Consider the following 19,534-nt stretch of genomic DNA (forward strand, 5'->3'; position numbering starts at 1 on the left):
CAAATATAGAAGAGTCATAATGAATCCGAACTACCTGGATTTTGAACAGCCTATTGCAGAGCTGCAGGCAAAAATTGAAGAGCTACGTCTTGTAGGGGATTCAGCTGAGCTGAATATCTCCGAAGAGATTACGCGTCTGGAAGACAAAAGCCGTAGCCTGACTAAAACTATCTTTACTGATCTGTCTGCATGGCAGATCTCCCAGTTGGCACGTCACCCGCAGCGCCCATATACACTGGATTACATCGATTACATTTTTGAAGAGTTCGATGAAATTCATGGGGATCGACATTTTTCTGATGATCAGGCAATCGTTGGTGGTATTGCACGCTTGGATGAGCAGCCAGTGATGATTATTGGTCATCAGAAAGGCCGCGGTGTGCAGGAGCGACAGAAGCGTAACTTTGGTATGCCGCGTCCTGAAGGTTACCGTAAAGCGTTGCGCCTGATGGAGATGGCAGAACGTTTTAAAATGCCAATTCTTACCTTTATTGATACACCGGGTGCTTACCCTGGTATTGATGCAGAGGAGCGTGGTCAGTCTGAGGCGATTGCGTTTAACCTCGCTAAGATGTCACAGCTGAAAACTCCGGTTATCTCAACCGTTATCGGTGAAGGTGGTTCTGGTGGCGCATTGGCGATTGGTGTCTGTGATGAGCTGATGATGCTCAACTACTCTACTTACTCTGTAATCTCCCCGGAAGGTTGTGCCTCTATCCTGTGGAAAAGTGCAGAGCGTGCTTCTGATGCAGCTAAAGCGATGGGGATTACATCCGACCGTTTGCATGAGTTAGGTTTGGTTGATCAGGTAGTCAGTGAGCCATTAGGTGGTGCACACCGTGATCCTGCTCTGATGGCTGCTAACTTGAAGCGTCATCTTGCAGAAACTTTGGATAAGCTGTCTGCTCTTCCTGTAGATGAGCTGCTGGAACGTCGTTACCAGCGTCTGATGTCATACGGTTTTGGTGGTGAGCAATAAGCTCAATACCGAAACAGTTCTACAAATTTGCGAGCGCAACTTTTCGAAAGCGCTCGCAAATTTTACCTCCTCTCACAACGTAAATCGTTGGCTGATCGCACATAGTGGTGGTCTGGATTCCCAGTTACTTCTGCATGTTTCTGCCCGGCAAATTCCTGCTGAAAACCTTTTGGTTGTTCATGTTAATCACCATCTACAACCGCAAGCAGATGATTGGGCTGAGTTTTCAACTGCTGAAGCGCAAGCTTTAGGGTTGTCTTCAATAGTATTGGATGTCCATCCCGAAGGCCGATCTGAACAGGCGGCAAGAGATGCGCGTTATACCGCAATTGAGCGGTTGATTCAGGCAGGTGATTGTGTGTTGTTTGGTCATCATGCAGATGATCAGGTCGAAACTATTCTTTATCGGTTGTTACGCGGAGCCGGACTTTCAGGTATGTCTGGCATGCCTGTCAGTAGAAGCTTAGGGACAGGGCAATTATTGCGCCCGCTATTAGGTTGTAGCCGAGATCTATTATCCGCTGCGGTAGAGGCTTTAAATCTGCGTTTTATCCAAGATCCAAGTAATCAACAATTGGATTATGACCGTAACTACCTGCGCCAGAAAATTTTTCCGCAATTGAAGGCGCGTTGGCCAAGTCTGCTGGAGCGTTGGCAGAGCAATGCTGATCATGTGGCAGAGGCTGATGCCCTACTGCAGATTTATTTGGATCTAGATCTTAAGAAGTGCAGTCCTGAACCTGAACAGTTGGATATTGAGCTGTGGCAGCAGCTGGAGCCTGTGCGTCGTAAAGCGCTGTTACGTTATTGGGTGAGCAGAGTTGCGGGGCCTCGGCTCAATGAAAAGCAGGTTGCTGAGATAGTTGCTAGCGTTATTGGAGCGAAGCCTGATGCAAATCCAGTGTATAAATTAAAGAATGCGCTGCTGGGACGTTTCCAGAACAAACTATACCTATTGCCCAAAGTTGTGGAGGTTAAAGATAACCTCTCTATACAAGCGGATGGCCAATACGATTTGGGAGATGGTGTGCTCACCATTTCTGGCCTTCCTGCAGGGGAGGTGTTGAATGTCAGGCGTAGACAGGGAGGGGAAAATTGTTATCCAGTAGGGCGGGGAACCGCAAAATCAGTGAAAAAACTGCTGCAAGAGGCTGTTATACCGCCTTGGTTTAAAGAGCATTGGCCGCTTGTTTTTCGAACAGAAAAAATTGTTGCCATTCCTGGAATCTGTGTGTGTGAAGAAAGTTATGCAGAAAAGGGTGAGTTTTCTGTCTTATGGTGTCCCTTTTCGTTGTCTGATCTCTCCTGATTTGCTATCCTGTAGCCCCATCTCGATCTTAAAAATTCCTCGCTTTTAATACGATCAAACAGGTTCTGCATGACGCGTTATATCTTCGTCACAGGCGGTGTTGTGTCCTCATTGGGCAAAGGCATCGCATCCGCTTCTTTGGCTGCAATTCTTGAAGCCAGAGGGCTTAAAGTCACAATGTTGAAACTGGACCCATATATCAATGTGGATCCAGGCACTATGAGTCCGATTCAACACGGCGAAGTTTTTGTCACAGAGGATGGTGCCGAAACCGACCTAGACCTTGGTCACTACGAACGATTCATTCGTACTACCATGAGCAAGCGTAACAACTTTACTGCTGGTCGTATCTATCAGCACGTGTTGCGCAAAGAGCGCCGTGGCGATTATCTTGGTGGAACAGTTCAGGTAATTCCGCATATCACCGATGAAATTAAACGCCGTGTGATTGAAGGTGCGGGTGATGCTGATGTTGCACTGGTAGAGATTGGCGGTACTGTAGGTGATATCGAATCCCTGCCGTTTATGGAAGCCGTTCGTCAGTTGAAAGCTGAGTTGGGATCTGCACGTGCAATGTTTATGCATCTGACGCTGGTTCCTTACATCGCGACAGCAGGTGAGATTAAAACCAAGCCTTCGCAGCACTCTGTTAAAGAACTGCGCTCTATCGGTATTCAGCCAGATATTCTGGTTTGTCGTTCTGATTTCCCTCTGCCGGATTCTTCCCGTCGTAAGCTTTCTCTGTTTACTAACGTTGAAGAACGCGCGGTAGTTTCTCTGCCTGACGCAGATACTATCTACAATATTCCTCGTATGCTTTCGGAGCAGGGACTTGATGACATTGTTGTTGAACGTTTCCATCTGGAATGTAACGACGCAGATTTAGGTGAGTGGGATCGTGTTGCTGATGCTCACTTGAACCCTGAAGGTGAAGTACGCATTGCCATGGTTGGTAAATACATGGAGCTGTTAGATGCGTATAAATCACTTATCGAAGCGATCTCTCATGCAGGCATCGCGCTGAAGAAAAAAGTACGTATCGAGTGTATCGATTCAGAGCGTGTAGAGCGTGAAGGTGTCGAAATTCTTGACGGTATGAGCGCTATCCTGGTACCAGGTGGTTTCGGTGAACGTGGCGTAGAAGGCAAAATTAATTCTGTACGCTACGCGCGTGAAAACAAAATTCCATATCTGGGTATCTGCCTGGGTATGCAGGTTGCGGTTATTGAATTTGCACGTAATGTTGCCGGCCTTGAAGGTGCAACATCTTCTGAATTCAATAAAGAAGCGGAACATCCTGTAATCGGTCTGATAACCGAGTGGACTACCGGTGAAGGTGGTGTTGAAACTCGTGGTGAGACAGATGATTTGGGCGGTACTATGCGTCTGGGTGCACAGGTATGTCATCTGACGGAAGGTTCGACGGCTGCTCAGGCGTATGGAAATACAGAAATTACAGAACGCCATCGTCATCGTTACGAAGTAAATAATAACTACGTGAGCAAGCTGGAAGAAGCTGGTTTACGTATCTCTGGCCGATCAGTAGACGGTGAGCTGGTTGAGGTGGTTGAAGTAGCTGATCACCCTTGGTTTGTTGCGTGTCAGTTCCACCCGGAATTTACCTCTACCCCGCGTGATGGCCATGGCCTGTTTAAAGGCTTTATTCAAGCAGCGCTGGATCAACAGGCTAAACAGTAATCAAATTTAGGAATGGAGGCTGAAGCCTCCTGAACGAACAAAATCTGGAGTTTTAACCCATGGCACAGATCTCTGATATCAAAGCACGCGAAGTGCTTGATTCTCGCGGTAACCCAACTGTTGAAGCAGACGTAATTCTTGCGTCTGGTGTTATTGGCACTGCTTGTGCGCCATCTGGTGCATCAACTGGTTCCCGCGAAGCGCTGGAACTTCGTGACGGTGACAAAGCGCGTTACCTGGGTAAAGGTGTTCTGAATGCAGTTGCTGCAGTAAACGGTGAGATTCGTGAAGCACTGACAGGTATGGATGTAACTGACCAGCGTGCACTTGATAACAAGATGCTGGAGCTGGACGGTACTGAAAACAAAGAGAAGCTGGGTGCTAACGCAATTTTGGCTGTATCTCTGGCGGCAGCAAAAGCCGCAGCGACTGAGAAAGGCATTCCTCTGTATGCGCACATCGCAGAGATCAACGGTACTGCGGGTCAGTTCTCTCTGCCGCTGCCAATGATGAACATCCTGAACGGTGGCGAGCACGCAGATAACAACGTAGATATCCAGGAGTTCATGGTTCAGCCAGTTAACTTCGATAAGTTCTCAGAAGGTCTGCGTTGTGGTGCTGAGATCTTCCACGCATTGAAAGCAGTTCTGAAAGCGAAAGGCCTGAACACAGCAGTGGGTGATGAAGGTGGTTTCGCGCCAAACCTGGCATCTAACGAAGAAGCGCTGGTTGTTATCAAAGAAGCGATCGAAAAAGCTGGCTACGAGTTGGGTAAAGATGTAACTCTGGCTCTGGACTGTGCAGCGTCTGAATTCTACAAAGATGGCAAATACGATCTGTCTGGCGAAGGTAAAGTATTCGATGCTGAAGGTTTCGGTGATTACCTGGCTGCACTGACAGAAAACTACCCAATCGTTTCGATTGAAGACGGTCTGGATGAGTCTGATTGGGATGGTTGGGCATACCTGACTAAGAAGATCGGTGAAAAAGTACAGCTGGTTGGAGATGACCTGTTCGTAACTAACACTAAGATCCTGTCTCGTGGTATCGAGCAGAGTATCGGTAACTCTATCCTGATCAAGTTCAACCAGATCGGTTCCCTATCCGAGACTCTGGATGCGATTAAGATGGCGAAAGATGCGGGCTTCACAGCTGTAATCTCTCACCGTTCTGGTGAAACAGAAGATACAACTATTGCTGATTTGGCAGTAGGTACAGCTGCAGGCCAGATCAAAACTGGTTCCCTATGTCGCTCTGACCGTGTAGCTAAGTACAACCGTCTTCTGCGTATCGAAGAAGAGCTGGGTGAAGGTGCTATCTACAATGGTTTGAAAGAAATTAAAGGTCAGGGCTAATAGCCGGACTTTTAATAGTCTGATATAAAAAGGGGGCAATAAGCCCCCTTTTTTTACTGATTCTGTTTATGTTTCGTTGGCTGATTTTTCTTCTTATTCTGTTGTTTCTCGCCCTACAGTATCGTCTGTGGTTTGGAGAGCCGAATCTGCGTGATATCTGGAGTTTAGATGCCAGAATAGAGCTGCAGCAGGATATCAATGAAGAGTTGAGTCAGCGCAACAGCGAGCTGGAAGCTGAAGTCCAGGATCTGAAAAAGGGACATGCGGCGCTCGAAGAGCGTGCCCGTAGTGAGCTGGGGATGGTGAAAGAGGATGAGACCTTCTTCCAGTTAGTTGAGCCGGTACAAGAGAAAAAATGACTAATCTGCCCGTTGATTTTAAGTATCTGCATGGCGAACCTGAATGTTCTGCGGTTATCCGCAGTGAGCCAGAAGATTTTCAGGTTGTTGAGCAATTAGGTTTTGAGCCCGAGGGAGAGGGTGAACATGTTTTTCTCTATATCCGTAAGCGTGGTGAAAATACGGATTGGGTAGCGCGTCAACTGGCTAATTTTGCTCAAATCAGTCCACGTGATGTGAGCTATGCAGGAAAGAAAGACCGTCATGCCGTTACTGAGCAGTGGTTTTGCGCGAAGTTTCCGATCAAGCGTAATCTTAACTGGAAGCTGTTTGGTGGTGACTCCATTCAGGTGCTTAAGTCTGTTAGGCATCCAAGAAAGCTTCGTTTAGGTACTTTGCAGGGTAATCAGTTTCGCCTTCGCCTCAGAGAGGTGACTAATATGGCATCGCTTCAAGAGCGGGTGGCGTTAGTTGCTGAAAGCGGGGTGCCAAATTATTTCGGAGAACAACGTTTTGGTCATGATTACGGTAATCTGACAAAGGGTATAGCTCTGCTGAAAGGGGAGATTCAGGAGCGGCAACGGAATAAAAAAGGTATTTATATATCGGCGGTTCGTTCTTGGCTGTTTAATCATCTTTTATCTACACGCATTGAGCAGGGGATGTGGGATACTCTGTTGAGTGGCGATGCATTGATGATTGCGGGTAGCCAGAGTTGCTTTGTTGAGGAAGAGATAACTCCTGAATTGTGTCAGCGTTTGATATCCGGTCAGGTTCATTTGACCGGTCCAATGTGGGGGCGCGGTGAGATGCTTCCCGCTGCTGATGCTGAATCCTGGGAGCGTGATGTTGCTGGTGCTTGGTTAGAATTGACAGGGCTATTGGAGCAACTTAGTTTAAAGCAGGAGCGCAGAGCTTTACGCTTAATGCCAGCCCAAATAAATCTTAATCCCATTAGCGATACAGAGTGTTGGATCGAGTTTGAGCTGGCCTCTGGAACTTTTGCTACCAGTGTACTTAGAGAGCTTTGTGTGACAACTGTGGCAAAAGCCATGGCAGAGTAGAGATAACTATAAATGAAAATATTAATCTCCAACGATGACGGTGTTCATGCACCGGGTCTTGCTGCATTAGCGAAGGCGTTGTCGGAAGTAGCAGAGGTGCTGGTGATTGCCCCCGATCGTAATCGTAGCGGTGCCAGTAACTCATTGACTTTGGATAGACCGCTTGAAGCGTTTATGCATGAGAGTGGCTTTATTGGCGTTAATGGAACTCCTACAGACTGTGTGCATCTAGGGAGTTCCGGTATCTTTGGCTTTGAGCCAGATCTGGTTGTTTCGGGAATCAATGCAGGTCCCAATCTTGGGGATGATGTTATTTATTCCGGTACAGTTGCTGCAGCTATGGAAGGTAGGCATCTGCGCTATCCTGCTATTGCTATCTCATCCTCAAGTTTTCATCCGCAGCATTATGATGTTGCAGCTCAGGTTGCTAAGGATTTGGTGGCGAATATACAGCAGCTTAATTTAGCTCCGAGGACTGTGCTAAATGTAAATGTCCCGGATTGTCCTTCGGAAGATATTAAAGGTATTCATATAACCCGATTAGGGCACCGTTCTGCTGCAGATAAACCAGTTGAAGCGGAAGACCCCAGAGGACAGGTTCGTTATTGGATTGCAGGTGCGGGTCCGGCTGCCGATAAAGAGCCGGGTACCGACTTCTTTGCTCTTGATGAGCAATATGTTTCTATTACCCCCTTACATACTGATATGACGCAATATTCCGGCATGGATAATATTGGGGAGTGGCTGGAGATTAGTTCTTGAACGATCAGCAATTACGCGGAATAGGGATGACTTCGCAGAGAACCAGGGATCGTTTGATCAACCGGTTACGTGAGCAAGGAATAAAAAGTGAGACGGTGCTAGATGTTATGCGCCAAACTCCTCGACACATTTTTATAGATGAAGCGTTATCCCATCGTGCCTATGAGGATACTGCTTTGCCTATTGGTTATAACCAGACTATTTCCCAGCCGTTTATCGTGGCTCGCATGACTGAAACGCTATTGGAGGCCGGTCCTCTTAAGAGAGTTCTAGAAGTGGGAACGGGGTCTGGCTATCAGACTTCTATTTTGGCGCCTTTGGTGGGTGAGTTGTATAGTGTTGAACGGATTCGACCTTTGCAGGAAAAAGCGCGTAACCGCCTGAAACTATTAGGTCTGAATAATACTCATCTCAAGCATACTGATGGAGGTATGGGCTGGCCCGCAAAAGCACCTTTTGATGGTATTCTCGCGGCTTGTGCGCCGGAAGAGGTACCGGAAGAGCTGAAGCAGCAGCTTGCTGTTGGTGGGCGTTTGATTATTCCTGTGGGTGGCAGTGAAAATCAGGAGCTAAAACTGGTAGTAAGAGAGTCAGAAACTGAATATACAACTCAGGTTCTAGAATGCGTTAAATTTGTTCCTCTCTTGAGTGGTACGGTTCGATAACGGAGATGTAATGCAGAAACAACGCTCCTTACAAGAGTACTTGGCTCTGTCAGGAAAAGGGATGATGATGGGGGCGGCGGATGCTGTGCCTGGTGTATCTGGTGGTACCATTGCTTTTATCACTGGAATCTACGAAGAGCTCATCTTTTCGTTAAAGCAGTTTGGTCCAGATGCACTGATGATGCTGTTCAAGCAGGGGCCTGCGGCTGCATGGAAGCATGTTAATGGTTCATTCTTGCTGACCCTGTTAGCCGGCATTATTTTCAGTCTTGCGACTATCTCTCGTGCTGTTCTGTTCTGGTTGGATAATTACCCTGAACTGCTCTGGTCCTTTTTCTTTGGTCTTATTTTAGCGTCGGTGTGGTCTGTATGCCGACATATAGAGCGTTGGGAAAGTAATGTCTTTACCGCATTTGTAGCGGGTACTGTAGTCGCATATTTGGTGACGTCCATATCACCTACGACAATTGAGGTGACGCCGCTGTTTGTTTTCCTATCGGGTATGGTGGCTATATGTGCGATGATTCTTCCGGGAATATCTGGGAGTTTTATTTTATTGCTGCTCGGAATGTATACCCCCGTACTTATGGCAATTAAGAACTTCGAGGTTTTTACTCTAAGTATTTTTGCCTGCGGCTGTGTGATAGGTCTATTAAGTTTCTCACGTGTGCTAAGTTGGATGTTCAGCTCTTTTAAAACCACCACGCTGGCACTATTAGGTGGGTTTATGCTGGGTTCTTTGAACAAGGTTTGGCCTTGGAAATATACAACGGCTTATACAATTGATCGCCACGGTGAGCAGATTCCTTTGGTGCAGGAAAATATCTCCCCTCTCTCGTTTGAATCTTTAACCGGTCAGCCTGCATTTCTGGCATATGCTGTTGGCTTGATGATTCTGGGTGCGGGTGTGGTTTACCTGTTGGAGCGATTTGGCCGGAGGTCTGAGGTATAGTCAGGTGTATCTGAAGCAGGGAGTAACGATTGCACTTTGTATACTGCTGGCTGCATGTGGTGGAAAAACCTATGCGCCGGTTAGTGATCGTTCCCTTGGTACAGATTCCCGACCCAGTCCCAATCAATATGTAGTTCGCAAGGGTGATACACTCTATTCCATAGCGTTTCGTTATGGGCTTGATTACCGTTCTCTGGCGAAAATCAACGGTATAGACAAGAGCTACAGCATCTATCCAGGGCAGCGCCTGAAGTTACGCAACCTAGACGTTGTACCGACCGGTGAATCCATAGTTCGAGACGCTTCTGCCGGGGGCACGAAGGTTCGCCCTTCAGATCAGGTGCAAGCTAAGCCACCTATCAAGAAACAACCCTCGGCAGTAGTAACTTCAGCAAGTAAACAGCAGGTTAAAAAAGCTGTTGTATCAAAAAAAGTTGAACCAAAGCGTTCTTCGCCCCCTCAAAATCCTCAAGTAACAGCTACAGGTCCGATTGATTGGCGTTGGCCTGCGTCAGGAAAAGTGATCGCTCATTATAGAACCAAAGGGACTGTAAATAAGGGGATTAATATAAGTGGCAATAAGGGGGATCCGATATATGCCGCGGCTTCTGGGAAGGTTGTGTATGCTGGGAATGGCCTTCTCGGGTACGGTAATTTAGTAATAATTGATCACAATCAGCAATTTTTAAGTGCTTATGCACATAACAGTCGTGTTTTAGTTAAAGAAAGTGATATGGTTAAAGTAGGGCAGAAAATAGCAGAAATGGGGAGCAGTGGTGCTGACCGTACTATGCTTCATTTCGAGATTCGACGGGACGGCAAGCCCATGAATCCGCTGAAGTTTTTGCCAAAAAAATAATTACTATAAACCATAACAATAAAAATATTAATTGCTAGAAGCGCAGTGAAAGCTTAAGGGGTCGGTTAATGGAAAATATTGAAAACGACTGTGAAACGGATGTTCAGGATTTAGCACTTGAGAGCGAAGATAAACAGGAAAATGAAGCTGAAGAGACTTCAAAGAAGCAACCTGAATTTCTCAATAGTGGCAGGGGCAGAGGAAGTATGGCGCATAAGGACCTACTTAATGCCAAAAACCTGGATGCTACCCAGCTCTATCTAAATGAGATAGGTTTCTCTCCTCTGTTGAGTGCAGAGGAAGAGGTGTATTTCTCTCGTCTTGCATTGAAGGGAGATGAGGCTGCACGCAAGCGTATGATTGAGAGTAACTTGCGACTGGTGGTTAAAATCGCTCGTAGGTATATCAATCGCGGCCTGACACTTCTTGATCTGATCGAAGAGGGTAACCTGGGTCTGATTAGAGCGGTTGAAAAGTTTGATCCAGAGCGAGGTTTTCGCTTCTCCACTTATGCAACTTGGTGGATTCGCCAGACTATCGAGCGGGCGATCATGAATCAGACCCGTACAATACGTCTGCCTATCCATGTTGTAAAAGAGTTAAATGTCTATCTTCGTGCTGCGCGTGAGCTGGCGCAGAAGCTTGATCATGAGCCTTCTCCTGAGGAGATCGCTGAGCTGGTGGATAAGCCGGTTGAGAATGTGGAAAGAATGCTGGGTCTTAATGAGCGAGTCAGCTCAGTAGATACCCCGATGGGTAAGGATTCAGATAAATCTCTACTGGATACTATCCCTGATACGGTTTCTTCCGATCCCGCCACCTTGCTGCAAAGTTCTAACATCAGCGGGAATCTTGATAAATGGCTCGATATGTTGCCGGAGAAACATGCTGAGGTACTATCGCGCCGTTTTGGTCTGCGTGGTTATGAGATGAGTACGCTGGAAGAGGTAGGTAAAGAGATTGGCCTTACCCGTGAACGAGTTCGTCAAATACAAGTTGAGGCACTGCGTAAGCTACGTGATATCGTAGAGAAAAACGGTTTGAGCGGAGAGGATCTCCTGCAGCAGTAATAGTCTTTACGAATAAAAAAAACCGCCATTTGGCGGTTTTTTTATGTTTAATGAATCTCATCGTGAGGTGTGAACCCACCAATACCGCGGAGGCGGCAGTCTAGTGAATCATCCCTTTTAGTTTATAGACCAGATCTAATGCCTGACGTGGAGTCAGGTCGTCTGGGGAAACTTTTTTTAGTTCCTTCACCGCTTTAGGTTCCGGTGCTGCAAACATATCATTCTGCACGGGTGGCGGAGGTGAGCTGAGCTGCGCGCCTACGCTGACATCCTGTTCCAGCTGTATCAGCTTGGTTTTGGCTTGTTGAATAACATGTAATGGAACTCCTGCCAGTTGCGCTACTTGCAAGCCATAACTTTGGCTGGCGGGACCATCTTTTACCTCATGCAGAAATACGATGTGGTCGTTATGTTCTACAGCAGTTAGGTGTACATTGAAAACGCTTGTGGCCTGGTCAGGCAGGCTTGTCAGCTCAAAGTAATGGGTTGCAAACAGGGTAAAAGCCTTGGTTTCGCGGGCAAGGTTATCAGCGCAGGCCCAGGCCAGTGATAAGCCATCAAAAGTGCTGGTGCCTCGGCCTACTTCGTCCATCAAAACCAGACTGCGCTCTGTCGCGTTATGCATGATGTTGGCTGTCTCGGTCATCTCAACCATAAAGGTAGAGCGACCGCCGGCTAAATCATCCGAAGAACCCATGCGGGTGAATATTTTATCGACGATGCCGATGGTAGCAGCTGATGCGGGTACATAACTGCCTATGTGTGCCAACAGCGTAATCAGGGCTGCTTGGCGCATATAAGTAGATTTACCGCCCATGTTTGGACCGGTGATAATCAGCATTTTTCGTTCGTCGTGCAGATCCAGGTCGTTAGCAACGAATGGATCGTCTAAAACTGTTTCGACAACAGGGTGGCGGCCTCGCTGAATTTTTATCTGTGGCTCATCGGTTAATGTAGGGGGTGCATAATCAAGAGATGTTGCTCGTTCTGCTAGATTGTTTAGCACATCCAGTTCAGCAATTGCCGCAGCGGAATCCTGCAGTTCTGGAAGCTCTGAGGCTAAAGTTTCCAGTAAATCATCGTAGAGTGCTTTTTCCCTGGCTAAAGCTCGGCTCTTTGCGGACAAAGCTTTATCTTCAAACTCTTTCAGCTCTGGGGTGATATAGCGCTCGGCATTTTTCAGGGTCTGGCGGCGGATGTACTCGGCTGGCAGCTCGGCATTCTGCGCTTTACCAATCTCGATAAAATAGCCATGAACTCGGTTATAGCCTACTTTAAGGGTGGCTATGCCGGTGCGTTCCCGCTCTCTGGTTTCAAGGTCGATAAGGTAGGCGCCGGCATTTTCACTAATACCACGTAGCTCATCTAGCTCGGAGTCAAAACCTTCAGCAATTACGCCACCGTCACGGATGACGACAGGAGGGTTGTCGATGATAGCGTTGGTTAAAATCTCTGCCAGTTTGGGGAACTCTGAAATCTGTTCGGCCAGCTCAGCAACAAGTGGTGCTTGGGTTTCGTTCAGTAGTTGTTGGATCTCTGGCAGAATCTGCAGGGCAGTTTTAAGGCGTTCAAGGTCCCTCGGGCGTGCAGAGCGCAGTGCTATGCGCGCAAGGATGCGTTCGCTATCACCTATCAGTTTCAGTTGCTGCTGGATATCTTCAAAGCGGTAGCCTTCTTGCAGCCATTGAATGGATGCTTGTCGGGCCAGAAGTGTTGTTCTGTCTTGCAAAGGCCTGTGCAGCCAGCGACGAAGCAAGCGACTACCCATTGGGGTTCTGCATTTATCGATAACTTTCGCCAAGGTGTTGTCAAAACCACCAGAAAGGTTCTGATCGATCTCGAGGTTCTTGCGGGTAGCTGCATCTAAAGCTACGCAGTCATTATGCTGTTCTATCTGAATGCGGCGGATGTGGGGCAATGCTGTGCGTTGGGTGTCTTTTGCATACTGCAGTAGACATCCGGCTGCGGTGATTGCTACAGACAGATGATCGCAACCAAAGCCTCCCAGGTCTTTTACTTTGAATTGTTGGCAGAGAAGATCGTGAGCAGTGTCAGCTTCAAAATGCCATGGGGCTTGAGGGCGAAGACCTTTATGGGTTTCCAGAAGTTTTCCTAAAGAGGAATCTTCATTGTAGAGTGTTTCTGAAGGGCGAAGGCGCTCGAGTTCGCTCATTAACGCGTCTTCGTTATCAACTTCCATCAGGCTGAATCGGCCTGATGCTATATCAACGATGGCAAAGCCAAAGTTATCTCCAATCTGATTTAGGGCAACAAGAAGGTTGTCTCTGTTTTCATCCAGTAGAGCTTCATCGCTGACTGTGCCGGGTGTGATTATGCGTGCTACGGCCCGTTCTACAGGGCCTTTACTTGTGGCAGGGTCGCCTATCTGTTCGCAGATCACGACTGATTCCCCGGCTCGGACTATCTTTCCTACATAGGCTTCGGCAGCATGATAGGGGATACCGGCCATAGGGATCGGTTCACCAGCAGATTTGCCTCGTGCGGTAAGGGATATATCCAGCAGTTCAGCGGCTTTTTTTGCATCATCAAAAAAAAGTTCGTAAAAGTCACCCATGCGATAAAACACCAGCTGATCCGGATGTTGTGCTTTGATGCGTAGATACTGTTGCATCATTGGGGTGTGCTCTGTTTTTTGAGCTGTTGCTTTACTTTTTTTAGATGTCATATTTTCTGGCTTGTTAATATAAAACAGAGTGTTGGCTTGAACGGTTCAATGTCAGCTTTGGAGGGGAATAGGCTGTTAGTATAAGTCAATTTGGAGATTGTCTGCACACTAAATTTTTAATGACTTTTGGGGTGTGCAATTGGTACTATAGCGCGTATTAGGACTTCGGTTCCAAGCATAGCTAAGAGTTTTTTGGAGGTTTCGTGAGTATCACACCTGAACAGTTTGAGGAAGGAATTAGTAATACTCGAGTTAATTCTGCTGTAATTAATGCTGCTCGAGCCGTAGTGTATGGTCAGGTATCTTGTGAAGATGCAGCTGACCAATATGGTGTTAATTCTAAATCTGTTGCAAATGCAATCAGCCGCGCAGAAGAAGAATATGCGAAACAGCCCGAATATCAAAAGTATACTGTTCATGTGCCATCAGAGCAGATGTCCAGCATATCGGCAATGCTTAAGTCCCTTGGATGTAAAATAGTTAAAAAATATTGAGTAAATCCGGGCATCGACAGAGTCGAGATTATATTCTCAGTTGATGCCGGATAATCTGATTTTTCGGTGCTGTTTCCTACAATCCAGCTCCAGTAGAAATTTGCTAGCCTGTAATCTTCCTTCTCCATCTGCCCCACCTCTGCGCTGGTCACACCTCATATCGATGATCTATCGATACACTTTATCTCTGCTTTAAATATGGCGCAAAATGTTAGACTGGTCCTCATGGTGCATCGATTCGATGAATAACTGTTGCATGCTTTGTACACACTAGCGCCTCAAAAAATTATCAATAAAAGAGATATGTTTAGTGACCATTATCGGAATGGAAGCTTTTTGGTAGGGAGTAGATTTGACTATGAATGAGATTGTCTACCGGATTGCAGAGGGTTTAACTAAGAGATCCTACTATCTGGCAGTGGCTGAATCTTGTACAGGCGGCTGGATCGCGCAAGAAATGACAGCAGTAGCGGGTAGTTCTGAGTGGTTCGATTGTGGATTTGTTACATACAGCAATGAGTCAAAGCAGAGGATGCTGGGAGTGGCACATAATACCTTGGAGCAGAATGGTGCTGTTTCTCAAGCCGTTGTTGCTGAAATGGCTGAGGGTGTGCTCAGTAATAGTCGGGCTAGTATTGGCGTTGCAACCAGTGGAATAGCAGGCCCTGGTGGTGGTAGTAATGATAAGCCTGTGGGTACTGTATGGTTTGCCTGGGCTGAAGAGGGTAAGGCTACACGTACGGAAAAAATGATTTTCTCCGGTGATCGTGAATCCGTGAGAAAACAAGCAGTTAGTCATGCCCTTCAGGGAATTTTAAAGAACTTATCATCTTGAGGGTTGCAATCCGGGATTCTTGTGAAATAATACTGTCCATACATACAGTATTTTTCAACGCAACGTGAATCTATTAATACAGGGTTGAAGATGGACGCGAATCGCAAAAAGGCGCTGGATGCAGCGTTAGGCCAGATTGAAAGACAGTTCGGTAAAGGTGCAGTAATGCGCATGGGGGATCAGCCACGTGAAGCGATCCCGTCAGTTTCCACTGGTTCTCTTGGCCTGGATATAGCTCTGGGTATAGGTGGTTTGCCTTACGGTCGTATCGTAGAAATCTATGGGCCTGAGTCTTCAGGTAAAACCACGCTGACTTTGCAGGTAGTTGCTGAAGCACAGAAACAGGGTAAAACCTGTGCCTTCGTTGATGCGGAGCATGCTCTTGATCCTATCTATGCTGAGAAGCTAGGTGTAGATGTAGATGAGCTTCTGGTATCTCAGCCGGATACGGGTGAGCAGGCGTTGGAGATCACCGATATGTTGGTTCGCTCCAATGCGGTTGATGTGATCATCGTTGACTCCGTTGCTGCCTTGACACCGAAAGCAGAGATTGAAGGTGATATGGGTGACTCCCATGTTGGTCTGCAGGCGCGTCTGATGTCTCAGGCGTTACGTAAACTGACCGGTAATGTGAAAAGCTCAAACTGCTTGCTGGTGTTTATCAACCAGATTCGTATGAAGATCGGGGTAATGTTTGGTAACCCTGAAACCACGACAGGTGGTAACGCGCTGAAGTTCTACTCCTCTGTGCGCCTTGATATCCGTCGTACTGGTGCGGTTAAGCAAGGTGATGAAGTGGTAGGTAACGAAACCCGCGTTAAGGTTGTTAAAAACAAGGTTTCACCACCGTTTAGACAGGCTGAATTCCAGATTATGTATGGTGAGGGTATCTACCATATGGGAGAAGTAATCGATCTGGGTGTGAAAGAGGGATTGGTTGATAAATCGGGTGCTTGGTACGCTTACAATGGTGACAAGATTGGTCAGGGTAAAGCTAATGCAGCTAGATTCCTTGAAGAAAATCCTGCTGTTGCTAATGAGATAGAATCTGAGATTCGCAAACGTTTGCTCTCTAATCCAGTAGCCGAAGAGAGTGAAGAGGATGCCTCAGAAAATCTGGATCTGATATAGAAGATCCAGATACAGAGTCTCAAGAGATTAGCTCTTAAATAGATATTACTAAGGCCTCCGCTGTAACAGCTGGAGGCTTTTTTTATGGTGAAATATGGTCGAACAGGTAACAGAAAAGGACCTTTGGAATAAAGCAATTCAGCTATTGTCGAGAAGGGAATACTCTCGGGGAGAATTAACCCAAAAACTTGGGAGGATGGCTGAAGGATTATCTATAGAGTCGGTGTTAGGTTCGCTTGAGGAGGAGGGTTATCTTTCGGATCAGCGTTTTACAGAAAGCTTTATTCGAATGCGTATAGGGCAGGGCCATGGTTTGATCCGTATTCGTTTTGATCTGCAGCGTAAGGGTATCGCAAATGATCTTATGCAGACTGTATTCGAAGATATGGATATAGATTGGTATGAGTTGGCTGTTGAGCAGTATCGGCGCAAGTATTCGCAGCCCTTTTCAGCAGGAGATTATAAAGAGCGTTCTAAAAGGATGCGCTTTTTAAGTCAGAGGGGTTTTTCAATGGATGAAATTCAGCACGCTGTGGCTTCTGATCATGAGGATTAGGAAGGCGGTAGCCTCCGATTTTAGCTGTTTTGTATAAAACTCCCTTCTAAAGCCAGCCCTTCTTGCTGGCGACAAAAACATTCGAACAATTTTCGAACACGATATATAATGTTGCGCCCTTAATTGTGGTGATTTTATGCCGCTGATTGGTGAGTGAGGCCGGTTAGTGGTTCTATCTGATTGGATACGTATACGGTTTATCTAATGAAATACATGACAAGTGCCGAGATTCGCCAAGCATTTCTAGATTATTTTAATCAGCAGGGACATGAGGTTGTAGCGAGTAGCTCCCTTATTCCTGCTAATGACCCTACTCTGATGTTTACTAACGCAGGTATGGTGCAGTTCAAGGATGTGTTTTTAGGCACAGATAAACGTAATTATACCCGTGCAACAAGCTCTCAGCGTTGTGTGCGTGCTGGTGGTAAACACAATGACCTGGAAAATGTAGGTTATACCGCACGTCATCACACATTCTTTGAGATGCTGGGTAACTTCAGCTTTGGTGATTACTTCAAGCAAGATGCAATTAACTTTGCATGGACTTTCCTGACAGAAGTAATGGGGTTGCCAAAAGAGCGCCTGTGGGTAACCGTACATCATTCTGATGATGAAGCTGAGCGTATCTGGAAAGAGGAAGTTGGCGTAGATCCAGAGCGTTTCTCTAAGCTGGATGAAGATAACTTCTGGTCTATGGGTGATACAGGTCCTTGTGGTCCATGTACTGAGATCTTCTTTGACCACGGTGCTGACGTTTGGGGTGGTCCTCCGGGAAGCCCTGAAGAAGATGGTGATCGTTACATCGAGATCTGGAACGTTGTATTTATGCAGTACAACCGCAGTGCCGATGGTGAGATGACACCGTTGCCTAAACCTTCTGTGGATACGGGGATGGGCCTTGAGCGAATTGCTGCAGTAATGCAGAACGTTCACTCAAACTATGAAATTGATATGTTCCAGAATCTGTTAAAAGCTACTGCTGAGGCAGTAGGCACTACAGATATGGATAATAAGTCTCTGCGCGTAATTGCTGACCATATCCGTTCTTGTTCTTTCCTGATTGTTGATGGTGTTCTGCCTTCTAACGAAGGTGCTGGTTATGTGCTACGCCGTATTATTCGTCGTGCCGTACGTCACGGAAATAAGCTGGGCGCTAAAGGTGCGTTCTTTAATCAGTTGGTGGCTGCGCTGGTTAAAGAGATGGGCGAAGCATATCCAGAACTTGCCGATAAGCAGGCTCAGGTCGAACGTGTGTTGTTGAAAGAGGAAGAGCAATTCGCGAAGACGCTGGATCATGGTATGCGTCTGTTACAAGAAGCCATCGATAATCTTGACGGTACAGTGATACCGGGTGAGACAGTATTTAAGCTATACGATACCTATGGTTTCCCACACGACTTGACGGCTGATGTGGCTCGTGAGCATGAGCTGACGATCGACGAAGAAGGTTTTGAGCGTGAGATGGAAGCTCAGCGTGAGCGTGCTCGTGCAGCAGGTAAGTTCTCAGTAGATTATAACGATGCGATCAAACTGGATGGTGAAACCAGCTTTACTGGTTATGAAAACCTTTCAGGTGATTCCTCATCTGTTGTTGCTCTCTTTAAAGATGGTGAGTCAGTAGATGAACTGCAGGCTGGGGATTCTGGTCTTGTTGTTCTGGATGAAACGCCTTTCTATGCAGAATCTGGTGGCCAGGTAGGAGATACTGGTTCTTTGGCTTCTGGTTCTGTTTCCTTTGCGGTAAATAACTGTACCAAAGAGGGTAAAAACAACCTTCATCACGGTAGTGTTGAAAGTGGCACTCTGAAGGTGGGTGATAAGGTTGCTCCTAAGGTTGATTCTGTGCGCCGTAAAGCTATAGCTCTAAACCACTCTGCCACCCATTTGTTGCACGAAGCATTGCGAGTGGTTTTGGGTGAGCATGTTCAACAGAAAGGCTCTCTGAATGATGACCAGCGTCTGCGTTTTGACTTCTCCCATTTCGAAGCGGTAACTGCGGAACAGATCGCAGAAGTAGAGCGGATTGTTAACGATCAGATTCGTGATAACAGCGAAGTTGTAACCGAAATTATGGAGATTGAAGCGGCCAAAGCTAAAGGCGCTGCCGCACTCTTTGGTGAGAAATACGACGATGAAGTGCGTGTTCTATCCATGGGTGGTGATTTCTCTATAGAGCTTTGTGGCGGTACTCATGCTAAACGTACAGGTGATATTGGCTTGCTAAAAATCACCTCTGAAGGTGGTGTTGCTGCAGGCATTCGTCGTGTTGAAGCTGTTACTGGTGCAACTGCGTTGGATTTCTTTGCGGAACAGAAAACGCAGTTCGAGCAGAAGTTGCAGGAACAACAGGGTAAAACGCGTCAGCTTGAGAAAGAGCTGGAGCAGATGAAGGCTAAGCTTGCTGCTGCAAAAGGTGCTGATCTGATCAGCAATGCAGTAGAGGTTAATGGCGTAAAAGTTCTGGCTGCTAACTTGGAAGGTGTTGAGCCTAAAGCGTTGCGTGACACCATCGATCAGCTGAAGAATAAGCTGGGTAGCGGTATTGTGGTTCTGGCAACTGTTTCTGATGATAAAGTAGCCTTGGCTGCAGGTGTTACCAAAGATCTGACGGCTAAAGTAAAGGCGGGTGATCTGATCAAAGAATTAACTGCTAAGCTGGGTGGTAAGGGCGGTGGGCGTCCTGACTTTGCTCAGGGTGGTGGTACAGATCTGGCAGCACTCCCGGCTGCGTTGGAATCTGTTACAGGGCTGGTTGAAGCAGCTGTTTAATCCGGAAGGGCT

17 protein-coding genes and 2 pseudogenes are annotated in these 19,534 nt (G+C 46.8%); 17 read left to right on the plus strand and 2 right to left on the minus strand.

What is annotated here, in order from left to right:
* The first annotated feature begins 19 nt into the window (after positions 1 to 19).
* Both accA and tilS (GY843_RS20990) read left to right on the plus strand, forming a co-directional pair.
* Positions 20 to 979 (plus strand): acetyl-CoA carboxylase carboxyl transferase subunit alpha, encoded by a 960-nt coding sequence (gene accA / locus GY843_RS06170; protein WP_297307608.1) that lies wholly within the window; start codon positions 20 to 22, stop codon positions 977 to 979.
* A pseudogene (gene tilS, locus GY843_RS20990) lies at positions 969 to 1,583 on the plus strand (tRNA lysidine(34) synthetase TilS); the annotation flags it as partial. The gene accA and the pseudogene tilS (GY843_RS20990), both read left to right, overlap by 11 nt.
* Here the strand turns inward: tilS (GY843_RS20990) and GY843_RS20995 are convergent.
* Positions 1,572 to 1,652 (minus strand): annotated as a pseudogene (locus GY843_RS20995) (hypothetical protein); the annotation flags it as partial. The pseudogenes tilS (GY843_RS20990) and GY843_RS20995 overlap by 12 nt on opposite strands.
* Between GY843_RS20995 and tilS (GY843_RS21000) the strand changes: the two are divergent.
* The 10 genes from tilS (GY843_RS21000) (at position 1,653) to rpoS (ending at position 11,051) form a co-directional block, all read left to right on the plus strand.
* Entirely contained in the window at positions 1,653 to 2,288 is a 636-nt protein-coding gene (tilS, locus tag GY843_RS21000; protein WP_367183809.1) for a tRNA lysidine(34) synthetase TilS, read from the plus strand. It begins immediately after the preceding pseudogene.
* Between the two features lie 69 nt (positions 2,289 to 2,357).
* A complete protein-coding gene (locus tag GY843_RS06180) occupies positions 2,358 to 3,986 on the plus strand; it encodes a CTP synthase (protein WP_297307612.1) in 1,629 nt (542 codons plus the stop codon).
* A 59-nt stretch (positions 3,987 to 4,045) separates the two neighbouring features.
* Positions 4,046 to 5,341: a phosphopyruvate hydratase gene (eno, locus tag GY843_RS06185; RefSeq protein ID WP_297307614.1), complete on the plus strand. Its 1,296-nt coding sequence runs from the start codon at positions 4,046 to 4,048 to the stop codon at positions 5,339 to 5,341.
* A 68-nt stretch (positions 5,342 to 5,409) separates the two neighbouring features.
* Positions 5,410 to 5,700: a cell division protein FtsB gene (gene ftsB / locus GY843_RS06190; protein ID WP_297307616.1), complete on the plus strand. Its 291-nt coding sequence runs from the start codon at positions 5,410 to 5,412 to the stop codon at positions 5,698 to 5,700.
* Positions 5,697 to 6,743: a tRNA pseudouridine(13) synthase TruD gene (gene truD, locus GY843_RS06195; RefSeq protein WP_297307618.1), complete on the plus strand. Its 1,047-nt coding sequence runs from the start codon at positions 5,697 to 5,699 to the stop codon at positions 6,741 to 6,743. Before ftsB ends, truD begins: the two co-directional genes overlap by 4 nt.
* 12 nt (positions 6,744 to 6,755) lie before the next feature.
* Positions 6,756 to 7,505, plus strand: coding sequence for a 5'/3'-nucleotidase SurE (gene surE / locus GY843_RS06200; protein WP_297307620.1), 750 nt, complete (start codon positions 6,756 to 6,758; stop codon positions 7,503 to 7,505).
* Positions 7,506 to 7,531: 26 nt separating this feature from the next.
* Positions 7,532 to 8,170, plus strand: a complete 639-nt coding sequence (locus tag GY843_RS06205) for a protein-L-isoaspartate(D-aspartate) O-methyltransferase (protein ID WP_297307686.1) — start codon at positions 7,532 to 7,534, stop codon at positions 8,168 to 8,170.
* 10 nt (positions 8,171 to 8,180) lie between these two features.
* Positions 8,181 to 9,122: a DUF368 domain-containing protein gene (locus GY843_RS06210; RefSeq protein ID WP_297307623.1), complete on the plus strand. Its 942-nt coding sequence runs from the start codon at positions 8,181 to 8,183 to the stop codon at positions 9,120 to 9,122.
* A 4-nt stretch (positions 9,123 to 9,126) separates the two neighbouring features.
* Positions 9,127 to 9,981, plus strand: coding sequence for a peptidoglycan DD-metalloendopeptidase family protein (locus GY843_RS06215; RefSeq protein WP_297307625.1), 855 nt, complete (start codon positions 9,127 to 9,129; stop codon positions 9,979 to 9,981).
* 68 nt (positions 9,982 to 10,049) lie between these two features.
* Positions 10,050 to 11,051 (plus strand): RNA polymerase sigma factor RpoS, encoded by a 1,002-nt coding sequence (gene rpoS, locus GY843_RS06220; RefSeq protein ID WP_297307627.1) that lies wholly within the window; start codon positions 10,050 to 10,052, stop codon positions 11,049 to 11,051.
* A 100-nt stretch (positions 11,052 to 11,151) separates the two neighbouring features.
* On the opposite strand, the gene mutS is transcribed toward rpoS, so the two are convergent.
* Positions 11,152 to 13,737, minus strand: a complete 2,586-nt coding sequence (gene mutS / locus GY843_RS06225) for a DNA mismatch repair protein MutS (RefSeq protein ID WP_297307629.1) — start codon at positions 13,735 to 13,737, stop codon at positions 11,152 to 11,154.
* 203 nt (positions 13,738 to 13,940) lie between these two features.
* Between mutS and GY843_RS06230 the strand changes: the two genes are divergently transcribed.
* The 5 genes from GY843_RS06230 to alaS all read left to right on the plus strand — a co-directional run bounded on the left by GY843_RS06230 (position 13,941) and on the right by alaS (position 19,522).
* A complete protein-coding gene (locus GY843_RS06230) occupies positions 13,941 to 14,231 on the plus strand; it encodes a hypothetical protein (RefSeq protein WP_297307631.1) in 291 nt (96 codons plus the stop codon).
* 358 nt (positions 14,232 to 14,589) lie between these two features.
* Positions 14,590 to 15,066 (plus strand): CinA family protein, encoded by a 477-nt coding sequence (locus GY843_RS06235; protein WP_297307633.1) that lies wholly within the window; start codon positions 14,590 to 14,592, stop codon positions 15,064 to 15,066.
* Positions 15,067 to 15,156: 90 nt separating this feature from the next.
* Complete coding sequence (gene recA, locus GY843_RS06240; RefSeq protein ID WP_297307634.1) at positions 15,157 to 16,197, plus strand: recombinase RecA; 1,041 nt, start codon at positions 15,157 to 15,159, stop codon at positions 16,195 to 16,197.
* Positions 16,198 to 16,393: 196 nt separating this feature from the next.
* The gene (locus tag GY843_RS06245) at positions 16,394 to 16,753 is read left to right on the plus strand and encodes a regulatory protein RecX (RefSeq protein WP_297307636.1); all 360 of its coding nucleotides are present in this window, start codon (positions 16,394 to 16,396) and stop codon (positions 16,751 to 16,753) included.
* 213 nt (positions 16,754 to 16,966) lie between these two features.
* Positions 16,967 to 19,522, plus strand: a complete 2,556-nt coding sequence (alaS, locus tag GY843_RS06250; RefSeq protein ID WP_297307688.1) for an alanine--tRNA ligase — start codon at positions 16,967 to 16,969, stop codon at positions 19,520 to 19,522.
* Positions 19,523 to 19,534: the final 12 nt, after the last annotated feature.

Origin of the sequence: Neptuniibacter sp., from assembly GCF_024231755.1 — a bacterium.
Lineage (GTDB): Bacteria > Pseudomonadota > Gammaproteobacteria > Pseudomonadales > Balneatricaceae > Neptuniibacter.

Coding starts and splice junctions, on each gene's coding strand:
- mutS (WP_297307629.1), bottom strand. CDS start 13,737: ATGACATCTAAAAAAAGTAAAGCAACAGCTCAAAAAACAGAGCACACC.
- truD (WP_297307618.1), top strand. CDS start 5,697: ATGACTAATCTGCCCGTTGATTTTAAGTATCTGCATGGCGAACCTGAA.
- alaS (WP_297307688.1), top strand. CDS start 16,967: ATGACAAGTGCCGAGATTCGCCAAGCATTTCTAGATTATTTTAATCAG.
- rpoS (WP_297307627.1), top strand. CDS start 10,050: ATGGAAAATATTGAAAACGACTGTGAAACGGATGTTCAGGATTTAGCA.
- GY843_RS06245 (WP_297307636.1), top strand. CDS start 16,394: ATGGCTGAAGGATTATCTATAGAGTCGGTGTTAGGTTCGCTTGAGGAG.
- GY843_RS06180 (WP_297307612.1), top strand. CDS start 2,358: ATGACGCGTTATATCTTCGTCACAGGCGGTGTTGTGTCCTCATTGGGC.
- GY843_RS06205 (WP_297307686.1), top strand. CDS start 7,532: ATGACTTCGCAGAGAACCAGGGATCGTTTGATCAACCGGTTACGTGAG.
- recA (WP_297307634.1), top strand. CDS start 15,157: ATGGACGCGAATCGCAAAAAGGCGCTGGATGCAGCGTTAGGCCAGATT.
- surE (WP_297307620.1), top strand. CDS start 6,756: ATGAAAATATTAATCTCCAACGATGACGGTGTTCATGCACCGGGTCTT.
- accA (WP_297307608.1), top strand. CDS start 20: ATGAATCCGAACTACCTGGATTTTGAACAGCCTATTGCAGAGCTGCAG.
- eno (WP_297307614.1), top strand. CDS start 4,046: ATGGCACAGATCTCTGATATCAAAGCACGCGAAGTGCTTGATTCTCGC.
- GY843_RS06210 (WP_297307623.1), top strand. CDS start 8,181: ATGCAGAAACAACGCTCCTTACAAGAGTACTTGGCTCTGTCAGGAAAA.
- ftsB (WP_297307616.1), top strand. CDS start 5,410: ATGTTTCGTTGGCTGATTTTTCTTCTTATTCTGTTGTTTCTCGCCCTA.
- GY843_RS06235 (WP_297307633.1), top strand. CDS start 14,590: ATGAATGAGATTGTCTACCGGATTGCAGAGGGTTTAACTAAGAGATCC.